The organism is Stenotrophomonas sp. Bg11-02 (assembly GCF_002836635.1).
Classification (GTDB): Bacteria; Pseudomonadota; Gammaproteobacteria; order Xanthomonadales; family Xanthomonadaceae; genus Stenotrophomonas; species Stenotrophomonas lacuserhaii.
This window is the reverse complement of the sequence record NZ_PJAY01000051.1, coordinates 130,993-145,521: the sequence shown is the minus strand read 5'-3', so window position 1 is coordinate 145,521 and position 14,529 is coordinate 130,993. Positions and strand designations below refer to the sequence as shown.

13 protein-coding genes are annotated in these 14,529 nt (G+C 64.4%); 8 read left to right on the top strand and 5 right to left on the bottom strand.

Features of this window, described 5'->3' with window-relative positions; genetic code table 11:
• Positions 1-83: 83 nt before the first annotated feature.
• From CXG43_RS06125 to CXG43_RS19565, 6 genes are all read left to right on the top strand, one after another.
• Complete coding sequence (locus CXG43_RS06125) at positions 84-1,388, top strand: DUF2254 domain-containing protein (protein WP_232767645.1); 1,305 nt, start codon at positions 84-86, stop codon at positions 1,386-1,388.
• 44 nt (positions 1,389-1,432) lie between these two features.
• Positions 1,433-2,533: a hypothetical protein gene (locus CXG43_RS06120; RefSeq protein WP_232767642.1), complete on the top strand. Its 1,101-nt coding sequence runs from the start codon at positions 1,433-1,435 to the stop codon at positions 2,531-2,533.
• 44 nt (positions 2,534-2,577) lie between these two features.
• Complete coding sequence (betT, locus tag CXG43_RS06115; RefSeq protein ID WP_101099145.1) at positions 2,578-4,554, top strand: choline BCCT transporter BetT; 1,977 nt, start codon at positions 2,578-2,580, stop codon at positions 4,552-4,554.
• 101 nt (positions 4,555-4,655) lie between these two features.
• Positions 4,656-6,794, top strand: coding sequence for a TonB-dependent receptor (locus tag CXG43_RS06110; RefSeq protein WP_101099144.1), 2,139 nt, complete (start codon positions 4,656-4,658; stop codon positions 6,792-6,794).
• Between the two features lie 8 nt (positions 6,795-6,802).
• On the top strand, positions 6,803-7,933 hold the full coding sequence (locus tag CXG43_RS06105) for a PepSY-associated TM helix domain-containing protein (RefSeq protein WP_101099143.1): 1,131 nt from the start codon (positions 6,803-6,805) through the stop codon (positions 7,931-7,933).
• Positions 7,930-8,055 (top strand): hypothetical protein, encoded by a 126-nt coding sequence (locus CXG43_RS19565; protein WP_269801220.1) that lies wholly within the window; start codon positions 7,930-7,932, stop codon positions 8,053-8,055. Before CXG43_RS06105 ends, CXG43_RS19565 begins: the two co-directional genes overlap by 4 nt.
• A gap of 59 nt (positions 8,056-8,114) precedes the next feature.
• Here the strand turns inward: CXG43_RS19565 and CXG43_RS06100 are convergent, their stop codons facing one another.
• Positions 8,115-9,308: an MFS transporter gene (locus CXG43_RS06100; protein WP_101099142.1), complete on the bottom strand. Its 1,194-nt coding sequence runs from the start codon at positions 9,306-9,308 to the stop codon at positions 8,115-8,117.
• A 162-nt stretch (positions 9,309-9,470) separates the two neighbouring features.
• Here CXG43_RS06100 and CXG43_RS06095 point away from each other — a divergent pair, with 162 nt between their 5' ends.
• On the top strand, positions 9,471-10,400 hold the full coding sequence (locus CXG43_RS06095; protein WP_101099196.1) for a LysR family transcriptional regulator: 930 nt from the start codon (positions 9,471-9,473) through the stop codon (positions 10,398-10,400).
• A 31-nt stretch (positions 10,401-10,431) separates the two neighbouring features.
• Here CXG43_RS06095 and CXG43_RS06090 read toward each other — a convergent pair whose 3' ends face one another.
• Positions 10,432-10,992: a DUF488 domain-containing protein gene (locus tag CXG43_RS06090; RefSeq protein WP_101099141.1), complete on the bottom strand. Its 561-nt coding sequence runs from the start codon at positions 10,990-10,992 to the stop codon at positions 10,432-10,434.
• 228 nt (positions 10,993-11,220) lie between these two features.
• Here CXG43_RS06090 and CXG43_RS06085 point away from each other — a divergent pair, with 228 nt between their 5' ends.
• On the top strand, positions 11,221-11,820 hold the full coding sequence (locus CXG43_RS06085) for a hypothetical protein (RefSeq protein ID WP_157825169.1): 600 nt from the start codon (positions 11,221-11,223) through the stop codon (positions 11,818-11,820).
• A gap of 174 nt (positions 11,821-11,994) precedes the next feature.
• Here the strand turns inward: CXG43_RS06085 and CXG43_RS06080 are convergent, their stop codons facing one another.
• From CXG43_RS06080 to CXG43_RS06070, 3 genes are all read right to left on the bottom strand, one after another.
• Positions 11,995-13,359: a S41 family peptidase gene (locus CXG43_RS06080; RefSeq protein ID WP_101099139.1), complete on the bottom strand. Its 1,365-nt coding sequence runs from the start codon at positions 13,357-13,359 to the stop codon at positions 11,995-11,997.
• A gap of 12 nt (positions 13,360-13,371) precedes the next feature.
• A complete protein-coding gene (locus CXG43_RS06075; RefSeq protein WP_101099138.1) occupies positions 13,372-13,848 on the bottom strand; it encodes a hypothetical protein in 477 nt (158 codons plus the stop codon).
• Positions 13,849-13,934: 86 nt separating this feature from the next.
• The gene (locus CXG43_RS06070) at positions 13,935-14,348 is read right to left on the bottom strand and encodes a hypothetical protein (RefSeq protein WP_157825170.1); all 414 of its coding nucleotides are present in this window, start codon (positions 14,346-14,348) and stop codon (positions 13,935-13,937) included.
• Between the last annotated feature and the right edge of the window lie 181 nt (positions 14,349-14,529).

Here is a 14,529-nt window from a genome sequence, read left to right as displayed (position 1 = left end):
AGGCCTGATCATCGGATGTTGACGCGTCCGAACTGCCGAACAGGGATACTCCCCTGCATCAACGTCCGAGCAACTGTCCCATGATGAGCAAGTGGAAGCTGTCCCTGTTCAGGATCAGCAGGAGGATGTGGTTCCGGTCCACGCTGTATGGCGTGCTGGGCGTTGCCACCGCGCTGGCGGGCGCTGCCGCCCGGTTCGTATTGCCGCAGGGCCTCGCCGCCCAGATCGGCGCCGACTCGGTTGGCAACATCCTCGGCATCCTGGCCGCGTCCATGCTGACGGTGACCACCTTCGCCCTGTCCACGATGGTCGCCGCATACGGGTCAGCGGCCACCAACGCCACACCGCGTGCGTCCCGGTTGCTGATAGAAGATACGCGTGCCCAAGGCACGCTGGCGACGTTCGTTGGCGCGTTCCTGTTTTCCATCGTCGGGCTGATCGCACTCAGCACCGGCATCTACGGCGACAGCGGAAGGCTGGTGCTGTTTGGAGCGACCATCGCGGTCATCATCGTCATAACCGTAACGCTCCTTCGCGCAATCGAGCAGTTTTCCCGCTTTGGACGGCTCGGCGAAACGGTTGACCTGGTCGAAAAGGCCACCTTGAAGTCGATGGAACTGCGGGCAGAGGAGCCGTTTCTCGGCGCGATGCCCTATACCGGCAGCCTACCGGACACCTCCATCGCCGTCTTCGCAACAGCGGTCGGTCATGTGGAGCACATCGACATTCAACGCCTCGACGCCCTTGCAGAAGCGCATCGACTGACCGTCTACGTCGCCTGCCAGCCGGGCACGTTCGCAACGCCAAACCGCGCACTTCTCCACGTCATGGGCACCCTCCATGATGACCAGCGGGCGCAACTGGTCGAAGCAGTCACCATCGGCGGTTCCCGCAGGATAGAAAATGATCCGCGCTACGGGCTGGTCGTCCTTGCTGAAATCGGTGTGCGATCGATGTCCCCCGCAATCAACGATCCCGGTACATGCATCAGCGTCATCGGCACCTGTGTACGGCTTCTGCTGAGATGGGATGCGCTGGCGTGCGTGCAACGGGACGAGAAAGTACAGCACCGCCACGTCCATATGGCGCAGCTGGATGCGGACGACCTGTTCGAGGATGTCTTCGCCCCACTGTCCACCGAAGCAGCAGGTTCGCTGGAGGTCAACATCCGGCTGCAGAAGGCATTGGCTGCCCTTTGCGCCGGCTGCTCAGCGAGCACCCGTGAAGCGGCGCGACACCATGCGGACTCTTCATTGGAGCGCGCCCTGCAAACACTCCGCTTTGCCCAGGATCGCCAGAAGCTGCGCGCGATTCATGCGCTGGAGCAGCAGCGCGCGCAGGACGCCGCCAGCCGTCGCACGTTTGGGTCTCCTGCGCCAACGCGTTAGACTTGGACGCTTTCGTTCGCAAAATGGAGGCCACGGACACTATCGTGAAAGCATTTCCCCTCGTTTTCCTGTGTGCGGCGGCAACGGCCACGCATGCAGCACACGCTCAGGAAGCGCGCGGCGGACAGGTCGATCCGTTTGTCGACATCGGCGGCGCGGTGCGCTTCAACTACGGCTGGCTCGACTACGGGCCCACCAGCCGGCTGCAGCTGGAGCTGCTCCGCGCAGATATCGAAGCCGGTGCCGGCCCGCTCTTCTTCTCTGCCCAATATCGCTGGTATGACGGGTTCGATGCCGTCCACCACGCCTACGCGGGCTGGAATTTCAGCGAGACCACGCAACTCAAGGCAGGTATCCAACAGGTTCCCTTTGGCCTGCTACCCACCGTTTCGCAGAGCTTCTGGTTTGGCTCGGGCTATTACCTCGGGATCGAGGACGACTACGATCCGGGCGTGACATTCAGCCATCAACAGGGCGACCACCACTGGACGGCGGGCTGGTTCTCAGGCGATGAATACGGAAGCGGATCGCGCTATGACCGCTACTCGTTCGATGTGGCGCAGACACCCGACCTGCCCTACCGCGAGCGCGGCCGCGTCCACGTCCGGTACGAACATACTGGCGTGTTGAACGAGGGCGAACTGCTGCTCGGCGCATCGGCATTCAGCGGCCGCGTCCAGGACACCACCACCGGCCGCCACCGCGGACACCACGGCGCGGCATTGCACGCCCAGTGGAAGCGGGAGGGTTGGACCACCCAGCTCCAGTGGGCCCGCTACCGTTACAGCGTCCCGGGCGACCGGATTGCGATGTCAGCCTTCCTCGCCCCCTTCGAGATCGCCTCCGAAGCCGACGTGCCCAGCGCCAACGTCGCCTATTCCTTCGGCGCCCGGCGCTGGCTTGACGACATCACCTGCTACAACAACCTGAGCATGACGCGGCCGGTCGGTCGCCGCGCGGGCGTCAGGGAGTCATGGCAGAACGTCACCGGATGCAGCCTGCAGAAGGGAATCATGCTGACCTACGTGGACTGGATCGCCGGCAAGAACATGTGGTTCGCAGGCGGCGATGGCATCGGCATCGACGACGGCGGCCCCTCCCGCTGGCACAGCCGGCTGAACCTCAACATCGGGTTCTATTTCTAAGAGCACTCCGCTCTCCTGCTCCATCGCATCAACCGGAGGATTCCATGCAGAGCCCCGCTCCGCCATCCACTCCTGTCCGCCAGCGCATCCTGCCGCAGGTGTTCATCCCTACCGCGGCCATCGTCCTGCTCCTCGTGGCGCTGTCCATTTTCGTCCCGGAACAGGCCACCACCTGGTTCACCGCGGCCAAGAACTGGACCGCCAACGACGCAGGCTGGTTTACGATCCTGTCCGTCGCCGGCTTCCTTGTCTTCGTCATCGGCGTGGCCATCAGCGGTTATGGACGCATCAAGCTGGGCCCGGATCACAGCCGCCCCGACTACAGCTATGCGTCGTGGTTCGCCATGCTTTTCGCCGCAGGCATGGGCATCGGCCTGATGTTCTTCGGCGTGGCCGAGCCGATCATGCATTACGCCACCCCGCCGACGGGCACGGCCGAGTCTGCCGAGGCAGCCCGCCAGGCCATGCGCATCACCTTCTTCCACTGGGGGGTGCACGCCTGGGCCATCTACGCGGTCGTTGCGTTGGCGCTCGCCTACTTCGCGTATCGGCACAATCTCCCGCTGCGGGTGCGCTCGGCACTCTATCCACTGATCGGTGACCGTATCCATGGTCCCATCGGCCACGCCGTGGACACCTTTGCAGCCCTTGGCACCATCTTCGGCCTTGCCACCTCGCTGGGCCTCGGGGTCATGCAGATCAATTCGGGTCTGAATTATCTTTTCGGTCTGGAAATCAGCACTTTGGTGCAGGTGTCGCTGATCGGCGTGATCATCCTGGTGGCGACCGGATCGGTGGTTGCGGGCCTGGACAGCGGCGTGCGCCGCCTGTCGGAGATCAACATGATCATGGCCGTGGCGCTGCTGGCATTCGTGCTGGTCTGCGGCCCCACGGTGCATCTGATGCAGGCATTCGTCCAGAACACGGGCATGTACGCATCCCAGCTCTTCTCCATGACGTTCAACCTGTACGCGTATGAGCCGAGCGGCTGGCTGGGTGGCTGGACGTTGTTCTACTGGGGCTGGTGGATCGCCTGGTCGCCGTTCGTCGGCATGTTCATCGCGCGCATCTCCCGCGGCCGGACGGTGCGCGAATTCGTCGTCGGCGTGCTGCTGGTGCCGCTTGGTTTCACGTTCCTGTGGATGACCATCTACGGAAACTCGGCCTTGTTCATGGTCCGCTCCGATGGGGTTCAAGCCCTCGTCACGGCCGTATCCAACGACAGCTCGATGGCGCTGTTCGAGTTCCTGCGCCACCTGCCGTTGACGATGATCACCTCCTCGCTTGCCGTGGTGCTTGTGGCGCTGTTCTTCGTCACCTCCGCCGACTCCGGCGCGCTGGTGATCGACATGCTGACATCCAAGGGTGAAGAAGAATCTCCGGTCTGGCAGCGGATCTTCTGGGCACTGCTGGTTGGCGCCATCGCGGTCGCCCTGTTGATCGCCGGCGGCCTTGAATCACTCCAGGCTGCCACCATTGCCAGCGCCCTTCCCTTCACCGTGGTCATGATTCTGATGTGCTGGGGCCTGCTCAAGGCCATGCACCTGGACGCGACCAAGCGTTCGATCCTGCGTGAGGCGCGCATGCTGCCGGGCACCAGTGGCGACTGGCGCGCCAGGCTGAAGCTGCTGGCGCACAACCCCGTCAAGATCGAGGTGGTCGGGTTCATCAGGGACCATGTGCTGCCCGCGCTGCAGGAGGTCGCCGTGGAGCTGCGCAAGCAGGATCTGCCGGTCGAGGTGACCGCAGGCGATGATGGCCGGGCATGGCTGCGTGTAGGCCATGGTGAGGAAATGGACTTCTTCTATTCCGTGCGCCCCCAGCCTTACGAAGCGCCCACGTTTGCCCTGCAGGATCCCCGCCGTCCCGCCAGCGAGGGCACCCGCCACTACCGGGCGGAGGTCTACCTGCGCGAAGGCGGCCAGGACTACGACGTCATGGGATGGCCCAAGGTCCAGGTGATCCACGACGTGCTGGACCAGTATGAGCGTCACCGCCAGTTCCTGGATCACGTCCGCTGATGGCAATGCCGGCCAGCCTGCCCGGGCTGGCCGGCCTGCTTGAACGCCGGACCCGCTCTACATGCTAATCTTTCTCATTCTCACCCGCCTTTCGGCCCGCGATGACCCGCCCGACCCCTTCTCTCTCCCTTCTGGGCCTGGCCCTGATCCTCGCCTGTGCTTCGGTCCACGCAGCGCCGCCCTCTTCCGCTGATGTGCAACAGCTGGATGCCGTGCAGGTGCATGGCCGGGCGCAAACCCTTTACCGGGTGGACGATGCAACGGTGGGGACGCGCACCGATACCCCGCTGGCGTTGGTGCCGCAGTCCATCCAGGTGGTGCCGCGCGAACTGATTGAAGACCAGGCTGCGCGCCAGATCACCGATCTTTACCGCAGCATCAGCGGCATCAGTTTCTTCAGCTACGCCGGCGTGACCCTGCGCGGCTTCCGCCAGGAAAACGTGCTGTACGACGGCATGCGCGGCGACCCCTATGCCGGATTTTCGGTACCGCAACTGTTCAACATCGATCGCGTGGAAGTGCTGAAGGGTCCGGCCGGCGCGCTGTATGGCGGCGGCGACGCCGGCGGTGTCATCAACTACGTAACGCGCAAGCCCAAAGCCACGGCCGAGCGCCGCATCGAACTGCAGGCCGGCAACAACGATTTCAGGGCCGCATCGATCGACGCCACCGGGCCAGTGAACGCCACCGGCAGCGTGCGCTACCGCGCCGGGCTGTATGGCGACACCGAACAGGGCGTGCGCTGGAACGCGGACAGCGAGAGCGTGATCGGCGATGCATCGCTGGCCTTCGACGTGGGCGACACCGGCGAGTTGACCCTGCAGTTCACCGACATCACCCAGAACCTGGGCGGCAACCGCCTGCGCGGCGTGCCGGTGGACGACAACGGCAGTTTCCTGACCGACCGGCGATGGAACCATAACGAAGCCAGCGACTTCCTGGATATGCGTGCCAAGGTGGCGCTGGCGCAGTACCGCTTTTCGCCCGGCAGCAACCTGGACGTCGATGTTGGCGCACGCTGGTTCGAGAACAACGAGCATCAGATCTACCACGAGCCGATGGGCCTGATCGACCGCAACCGCGATGGCGTGCCCGAATGGATGACCCGCCAGCTGCGCAACCAGATCCGCGACAACGACGCGTTTACCGCCAACGGCAACGCGGTGTGGCGCTTCAATACCGGCAGCATCGGGCACAAGCTGCTGTTCGGCGCCGATGTCTACCAGCAGGATGCCGACTTCACCGCACAGACGGCCAACAGCGCCGACCTTGCGCGGGGTGCCGGCCCGGTGCCCGGTATCGACCTGTTCAACCCGGTGTATGGCGCCAGCTCGTGGCGCGACTACAACCTGGCCGCCCTGCCTTGGCGCAGCACCAGCACGCGCAGCAAGCGCTATGGCGGCTACCTGCAGGACGAACTGGCGCTGACCCCGCGCTGGCATGTGCTGGCCGGGCTGCGCTGGGACGGTTTCAAGGACGACGACCGCATCGCCGGCACCACCGTGGATGGCAACGACATCAGCTGGCGGCTGGGCACTACCTACACCGTGCGCGAAGGCATCAATGTCTACGCCAACATCGCCAGCGGGTTCATGCCGCAGAGCGCCGCCAACCAGAGCGCCGAAGCGGGCGGCCCGTTCGATGCCGAGCGCAGCAGGCAGTGGGAAGTGGGCCTGAAATCCCTGCTGGCCGAGCGCGTGACCCTGAACCTGGCCGCTTACCGGATCGACCGCAGCAATATCGTGCAGGCCACCGGCGAGATCGTCGATGGCGTGAACCAGCTGGCTGCCTTGGGCCTGGTGCGCAGCACCGGCATGGAGCTGGACCTGCTGGCCGATGTGACCGAACGCTGGGTGCTCAACCTGACCTACGCCTACAGCGATGCCCGGGTGAAGGATGCCGGCAGCGACGGCATCACCAATGCCTCCGGCGACCGCTTCGCCAATGCCCCGCAGAACAAACTCGGCCTGTGGACCCGCTACGAGCTGCCGGCGATCAACTCCGCCATCGGCTTCGGCGCCGATTACGTGGATGAGCGCGTCAGCCTGGATGGCCAACGGGTAAAGCCGTACACCGTGTTCGACATGAGCTGGAAGACGCAGTGGCAGCAGTGGCAGTTCCAGGCCAACGTCAAGAACCTGTTCGACAAGGTCTATGCCGCCAGCGGTTTCACCGGGCGCACCGGCCACTTCCCGGGCGAGCCGCGCCGGGTGTACGTGCAAGCCGCTTACACGTTCTGAGCCCGCCCATGCGCCAGCCTTCGCCAGCGCCCCCCACCCGCCCGGCACGTGCCGGCAGTGGCCGGCGGCTGTGGTTCGACCTGCACAGTTGGCTGGGCCTGAAGCTCTGCCTGTTCATGGGCTTTGTCTGCCTCACCGGCACGCTGGCGGTGTTCTCCCAGGAGATCGACTGGTTGCTGCACGCCCCCATGCGCGTGGCCGACGGGGGTGAGCAGGCCGGCTGGGGCGCGGTCATCCATGCCGCGCAGACGGCACATCCGGACTGGGAACTGGAAGGCATCACCGCCGGCCACACCCGTCTGTTCGCCGCACGTGCGCAGATGCGCCTGCTCGACGGAAAGCGCCGCTTCGTCTGGGTCAACCCGTATACCGCGCGGGTGACCGGCGACACCGGCTGGTTCAATACGCAACGGCTGCTGCGCAACACCCACCGCCACCTGATGCTGCCGGTGGCCTGGGGCGTGCCGCTGGTGGCGGCGTTGTCCATTCCCCTGCTGCTCTCGCTGCTCAGCAGTCTCTACATCTACAAGAAGTGGTGGCGCGGATTCCTGAAATGGCCCGACGCGTCGCGACCGCGCCGTTTGTGGGGCGATGTGCATCGCCTGGCGGGTGTGTGGTCGCTCTGGTTTCTGCTGCTGATCGGCCTGACCGGGGCGTGGTATCTGGTGGAATCGCTCGGCGGCGATGCACCGGCCGCGCCCACCCTGCAACTGGCCGAGGGCGGCGACCGGGTTGCCCCCGTAGACCCGGCTGCCGTCGACACGGCAGTGCAGACCGTCCGCCAGCAATGGCCCGCCCTGGATATCCTCGCGGCCATCCCCGCACGCGATGGCGGCAGCATCCTCTTCATGGGCGAAGCCGACGCGTGGCTGGTACGCGAGCGGGCCAACAACATCGCCGTCGACCTGCGTAGCGGGCAAGTGATGGGCCGGCATGACGGCCGTGCGCTGAGCGTCCATCAGCGCATCGCCGAAATGGCCGACCCCCTGCACTTCGGCAACTTCGGTGGGTGGCCCATCCGGCTGCTCTGGTTGCTGGCCGGCACCCTGCTGACCGGATTGTGCTTTACCGGCGTGTATCTGTATGGACTGCGCACCGTGGATTCGCTGCGATCGGCGGCAAAGAGGAGGCCAGCGTGAGTCACGAAAAGCTGCCCGGGCCTTGGCGCGCGGCATGGCACGGAATGGGCCGTTGGCGCTGGCTGTGGCTGGTGCTGCTGCTGGTGTGGGCGTCGCTGGTGCCATTGGAAGCCATGAAGTAACGGCGAGGCAGGCGCTGCCCGCGCGTCCATGCCAGGGGTGCGCAGGCGGGTGAAACGGCCTAGCGTGTCGGTGCCGGGAAACCATGCCGCCTGGCCGCCCATACCACTCCCAACGCAAGCGCCAGAAGCGCGATCAAGGCGGGGGCGAAAGCACCTGCACCCAAGCGTTCAAGCAGCACGCCCCCGACGATGGCTCCCCCGGCAATCGCCAGGTTCCAGGCCGTGACCAACATCGACTGCGCGACATCGGCGGCACTGCCTGCCACGTTGGCCAGCGCGGTCTGAAACAGCGTCGCCGAACCCCCGAACGCCACGCCCCACGCGGCCACGGCCACATACACCACGCCGGGTACAGCACGAGCCACACCGAGTGCCAAGGCGGCCATCGCGAACACTCCGATGCTGCCCAGTGTCATTGCGCGCAGGCGACGATCAATCAGTACGCCGACAATCCAGATGCCCAACAACGATGCAACGCCGAATACCAGCAGCACCGCATCGGTGCGCTGCGCCATGCCTGCCGCCGACAGGAACGGCGCGATATAGGTGTAAAGCACGTTGTGTGCCAACACGAAAGCGAGCACTGCGACCAGCACCGGGCGCACACCGGGCAGGGTGAACACCTGCCGCAGCGACAGCGCCCTGCCCGCCGCCTGCCCCGCGAGATCCGGCAGCTTGATACGCGCCCACAGCATCAGTACCAACGCCAGTCCGCTCATGATGCCAAAGCACACCCGCCAACCCACCAGGTTGCCAACGAACGTGCCGGCAGGCACGCCCAGCGACAGCGCCAGCGGTGTGCCGACCATCGCGACGGCAATGGCACGACCCTTCTGGTGGTCGGGCACCATGCGCGCCGCATAGCCGGCCAGCAGCGCCCACAACACGCCGGCCGACACGCCGGCCAGGAAGCGCGCCGTCATGGTCAGGGCGTAACTGGTGGAGAGCGTGGTCACCGTGTTGGCCAGCACAAAGCCGGCAAGAGCCGCCAACAGCAATGGACGGCGACGCAGGCCCTGCGTGGCGGCGGTCAACGGGATCGCCGCCATCAGTGACCCGATGGCATAGATCGTGACGGTCTGCCCCACCCATGCCTCGGACACTGCCAGGCTCTGCGCCATCTGCGGCAGCAGCCCAGCCGGCAGCGCCTCGGTCAGGATGGTGATGAAAGCCGCCATTGCCAGCGCAAGCAGCGACGCCAGCGGCAGCCGACCCTCCGCGGCGGCCCCCACCCGTGCCGTAGGCGCACTCATCGGTGAACCCCGCCGATGTGCGGGAAAACTGGGAGACGCGTCATGCTGTTCAACTCGCTGTGATTGGCAGGCCACAACGATAGGAACCCGGCCATTAAAGAAAAAGTGGGCTACAGTTCCTCGATGTGCGGAACATCCTGTCCGCAATGAAGGGACCGGATGATGGACAGCCTGGGTGGCTTCGTCGTGTTCGTGCAGGTAGCCGAAACCCGGAGTTTCGTCTCCGCCGGGCGGCTGCTCGGCGTATCGGCCTCCGCGGTCGGCAAGAGCGTGGCGCGGCTGGAAGAAAAGCTGGGCGTGCGCTTGTTCCACCGCAGCACACGCAGCGTCACGTTGACGTCCGAGGGCGCCCTGTTCCTGGAGCGCAGCCGGCGCATCCTGGCAGAAATAGAAGCGGCTGAAATGGAACTATCGCAGGCCACCGCCGCACCGCGGGGACGCCTGCGGGTCAGCTTGCCGCTGGTCAGCTCGCTGGTGCTGCCGGTGCTCGGCGAGTTCATGCAGGCGTATCCGGAGATCGAACTGGACCTGGATTTCACCGACCGCATGGTGGATGTGATCGAAGAAGGTTTCGACGCCGTGGTCCGCACGGGCGAACCTGCCGATTCACGGCTGTCCGCCCGTCGCTTGGGTGCCTTCCAGATGCGACTGGTCGCCTCGCCGGCGTATCTGGCGCGACGCGGCACGCCCGCGCTGCCGGTCGATCTGCAGCAACACGCCTGCCTTCACTTCCGCTTTCCGAACAGCGGCAAGCTGGAGGCCTGGGCGCTGCGCCAGACGCCCGGCGAACCCGAGCTGCAACTGCCAACCTCGATGATCTGCAACAACATCGAGACGCGCGTCTGTTTTGCGCTCCAGGGCCTGGGCATCGCTTACCTTCCAGACTTCGCCATCCGCGAGCCGCTTGATGATGGACGGCTGCTGCCGGTCCTCGCCGACTACGTACAGCGCAGCGGGGTTTTCCATGTGCTGTGGCCGGCAAGCAAGCATCCCTCGCCCAAGATCCGGGCGCTGGTCGATTTCCTGTCCGCGCGGGTGTTTCCCACATCGGAGAGCAAGGCGCCCGGATCCGAACGGCGGCGACGGCGGTAAGGTCGGTCATGGCGCCGGGACGCGGGCGGACTCAGAACAGCGTGGCCTGCGCGGCCGGATAAATCAGATCCTGCCCCACCGCCTGCGCCATCGGATTGAGCGGATGCGGCTTCGGTTCCGCACCGGACACGATGTGCAGCACCTGATTGCCGCGGTGCGTCAGCAGGTCGGAGATCAGGCGCCGATGGCAACGCCACCAGGGCGCCTCCGCGCACATCAGCGCCGTCCGGTGCGCACCCGCCAGCGCGAGGACTTTCTCCAGCCCGCTGGCAAATTCGGCAGACGTCATATGGTCGGCATAGCCCTGAAACGCCGTGTTATCCCACGCGCCGTTGGGCGATGCCGGCCGCACCCTGCGACGCCCGCCCAATTCGGGAATCCACTGATAGGTCACGCCGAGGGTTGGCAGCGTGTCTGCCATCTGCTCCGAAGCAAACCAAGGGTGGCGACGCGAGCCCGGAAAGCGACGCACGTCCGCGATGGCCGATATTCCGTGCGCGGACAGCAGCTGCAGGAACGCGTCCCAAGGCCGGGTGGAGTGGCCGATGGTCCAGATCGTCAGCGAATGCGGGGCAGGCAGATTGGACGGCATGGAACCATTAGACAGGGGTGCGCATAAAAGGCGCGTGGTCAGGGCATGGGGCCCACTGACAGTGCAGTGCAGAAAATCAGCAGAAGGCGCGCCGAGCATGCTTGCGTGGGTTGAATGCTCCTGGATAGTCCGGGTTGACCATTCTGATGACGTACTTAACTGCTAGCCTACCTACTTCAGGGCGTTGAAGAAGCCCCCCAGTTCACCCACGGGGACGTGGACACCTATATGGAATGGAAGATTCTCGCTTGTTCGCTCCTCCTGAGCCTGTCCACGACGGCTTGGGCACAAGTGCCTGAGCCAGACTCTGAGTTGGGCCAGGAGATGCAGACGCTGGTGAAGAACTACGTCGCCGAGCATCCTGGAATATCCATCGACGAAGCCATCACCAGGCTCGCGGTTCAGACGGAAATCCTGCAATCAATGCAGGACCTGCGCCGGGAGTTCGCGGGCAGATTGACGGAGATATCCATCCAACCAGCGCCGGATCAACACATCCTTGTTGAACTGAAAGGCTCAGCGCCCGTCGCCAACAGGCAACTCGTTACCCCCAGTGGTAGCACGCGGGTGGTCTTCGAGGAGGGCCACAAGCACACCGGGGAAGAGTTCCACGCACGTATAGGTAAGCACAAGGATCTTCTTTACAGCGCCATACCGGGCATAACCGGCTTGCTCGGTCGTCCAGGTGAAGATCGCTTGATCATCTACATCGAAGGCAATGAGCGGCTAGCGGAGGAGCTACAGGGTGCAGTCGAAAGGATCGAGCGCGTGCTGGGCTTTTCGATATCCCTGCGGCCAAATATGGCCGGATCTTGGATCAGCTTATAGACATCGCTCGCGTTCACAACTCGATAAAATCCCAGCGTAGACCACCATCGCTATTCAGCTGACGACCTGCCTCCGCTCACTCGTGACCACGAAGCATGAAGCGCGTCAGCCAGCTTTGACCCCGTCTCAGTCAGCTCCCTTGACGCCTGACCGGCCGAGAACCATTCGACAGCTCTACTCATGACATTCATCACGCAAACACGCTTCCAACCACGCGCCAGCTGCAACGATTGATGCTTCAGGACCTATGCCCCGGACGACCTGATCCGGGGCAAGTTTTCCGCCATAGCGATTGCCGTTCCGATCCTCAAACACAGCCGTGGTGAGATAAAGTCTGGATCCATCTGCAAGCCTGTATGTTGTGTTGGACGTAGAGTGACCAGACGTGGCACCGCCGAAAGAGCGTGTAAGAGGCCGGCCACGGAAAGCCACCGCAACGGCTTCCCCGGAGCTGGCAGTTCGTCCAGAAGTCACCACCGCGACCGGCACACTTCCAAGATCTCGCACCTCGACAATCCCTTCGTGGCCTTGGAGAGTCCAAGGACTGGAAGACCCGTCTCTATACCGGAAGCTACCTACCCCCTCCGTACCCAGCAGGGGCGATAGGCCGTACAGCATCGGCCACATGTTTCCGCCCCTGTTCCCACTGAGGTCAACAATCCACGCCCTGGCCCCCGCCTCCAGTCCTTTCGCGAGAGCTTCCCGGATGCTGTTCGCAAAGACGCGTTCAAGCTCATCGTCCGTTCCGTGGAACATCGGCACGTGGATAACCGCGATCCCTGGACGAAACATGCGCCAGGTTGCGTACTCCACTTCCGCTTTGGGTATCCTCTCCGCCTCCTGCAGGCCACCTGGCGAGCTCAGGAAGCTATGGCCGTCCCCCAGATCCCGCAGAAGGGCTTTGATGGCCGAGCGCGCTTGCCAAAGCGTGGCATCCGAGGCTGGCCGACCCGCCTCAATGCGCTCTGGGCCAAGCTCCTCGTAAGCCAGAGCATGGGTCTTGATGAGGCCTACCGCCTCGACATAGATCGCCTGAGCCTGCGCTTGCCCGGCGCTATTGGATTCAGCGGATTCCACCCTCAGCCCCTTCACCTCGAGCCGGGTTTCATTCTCGGCTACAAAGGAAACCACGACTAGATCATAAGACCTCGGCAGATCTATCTGGATCAGCGCTTCAGAGCTGGGCGCCCCACTCTCGAATCGTCGCGTTGCACGCCCGACCGTTTTCTTCCCGTCGAAAGCGCGCAACTGAACCGAGGAGGCTCCCTCTGCGGTCAGGTGCCGCGCCGACAGCTTGAGTGTCTTGGAGCCGTAGTCTTGACTCTTCAGCGCGTACATCACTCGGCACGTTGAACCGCGCTTGGCCTCGATGAGAACCGTGGCGTTCTGTCCAACTAGAGGGTCGCCCTGATACTCGAAGCGACAGTCCTGCGTTCCTTCCTCTCTGGTGCTCCAACCCAAAGGCGGAAACCCGGCAAGATTGCAGCCTGCAACAATGCAGCAGATCAAAAAAACCAGCGCCGTGGAGACATGCCTCATGAAGACCTCCGCTCACTCGTGACCACGCGAAACACGAAGCGGCGTCAGCCAGCGCTTCTCTGCAGAAACACGCTTCACGTCGGCCATGTACAACAACTGGTCCAGCGCATCCTCTTCAACCTCCTGGTCATGGAAAGCCTTGAACCACGCCGCCACCGATTCGGCGGGCCGGCGCATCCATACCTGCTTGTCGCCGGCACTGAACAGCAGCGTCCTGCAACCGGGGCCGATTTCCACCCCGTCCAGATCGCGCCACATGATGCGCACCTCGCCGAACGGTGAGCGACGGGTCAGCGAATCGCCGGTGACAAGGATCGTTGCCCCCAGGGAGCGCAGCGCGGCAAGCGCGGAGAATAACGCGATCGCAGAGCCCAACCAGAGAGTGAGGCCCTTGGCGAAGGTGACCACGAAAACGATCGCCACCAGGGCGGTGCCGAGGCCTACGATGACGTGCGGGGTTTCGGTGAAGGTGTAGACGGATCTGCGCATGTGCTTCCTGCTCATGGTGTGGTGTAGATCGTGCGTGCCCGCTTGCTGCGGGCTGTGCGCGATTGTAGCGGTACTTGGCGCGTGGCCTAAAGCACGCCGCGCAACGCGTCGCGCGCCGTCCTGACCCTATCGCGGCCGTCGCCCAGCAGGGCGTCGATCAGGCTCTCCCTGGGGATTCCCTCCTCCGCCGATGTGTGCACTTCGCGATGCGCGATATGGACGATTTCCAGCACTTCGGCAAGGGCGCGCAGCTGGCGGTCCACCAGCCTGAGATCGCAGCGCCAGGCGTCGGCGGCGGCGCGTGGATCCGCGTTGGAGCCGTCGCCGGGCGAGCGCCGGCGCGGCGGCGGTACGGCCACCACGGGGCGGTAGGCGTGCTGGGAACTTTCGTGCGCCTGCAGGATGCCTTCCAGCTTCTTGACGAAGCGCGGGGGCAGCGTGTGGACGGATTCGCCGATGAGCGCGTACAGGCGCACGCTGGCTCTGATTTCTGCGGACAAGGGGTGACCTCGCATGGCATGGCCACCGGCGCCGAGGCGCAGGGTGGCGGATGGTGCGGGTTGGCATACCGGCGTCGTACAAAGCAGTTAACCGGCGGATCATGCGATCCCCCGCACCGTCCGCCAAAAGGATGGCACGAGGGCGCATGCTCCGCCGTACCCGAAGGCGACAACGGAGACG

What these genes read in the sequence shown, in the direction of transcription:
- CXG43_RS06125 (WP_232767645.1), top strand. Translation starts at nt 84, where the DNA reads ATGAGCAAGTGGAAGCTGTCCCTGTTCAGGATCAGCAGGAGGATGTGG.
- betT (WP_101099145.1), top strand. Translation starts at nt 2,578, where the DNA reads ATGCAGAGCCCCGCTCCGCCATCCACTCCTGTCCGCCAGCGCATCCTG.
- CXG43_RS06110 (WP_101099144.1), top strand. Translation starts at nt 4,656, where the DNA reads ATGACCCGCCCGACCCCTTCTCTCTCCCTTCTGGGCCTGGCCCTGATC.
- CXG43_RS06105 (WP_101099143.1), top strand. Translation starts at nt 6,803, where the DNA reads ATGCGCCAGCCTTCGCCAGCGCCCCCCACCCGCCCGGCACGTGCCGGC.
- CXG43_RS06100 (WP_101099142.1), bottom strand. Translation starts at nt 9,308, where the DNA reads ATGAGTGCGCCTACGGCACGGGTGGGGGCCGCCGCGGAGGGTCGGCTG.
- CXG43_RS06095 (WP_101099196.1), top strand. Translation starts at nt 9,471, where the DNA reads ATGGACAGCCTGGGTGGCTTCGTCGTGTTCGTGCAGGTAGCCGAAACC.
- CXG43_RS06090 (WP_101099141.1), bottom strand. Translation starts at nt 10,992, where the DNA reads ATGCCGTCCAATCTGCCTGCCCCGCATTCGCTGACGATCTGGACCATC.
- CXG43_RS06085 (WP_157825169.1), top strand. Translation starts at nt 11,221, where the DNA reads ATGGAATGGAAGATTCTCGCTTGTTCGCTCCTCCTGAGCCTGTCCACG.
- CXG43_RS06080 (WP_101099139.1), bottom strand. Translation starts at nt 13,359, where the DNA reads ATGAGGCATGTCTCCACGGCGCTGGTTTTTTTGATCTGCTGCATTGTT.
- CXG43_RS06075 (WP_101099138.1), bottom strand. Translation starts at nt 13,848, where the DNA reads ATGCGCAGATCCGTCTACACCTTCACCGAAACCCCGCACGTCATCGTA.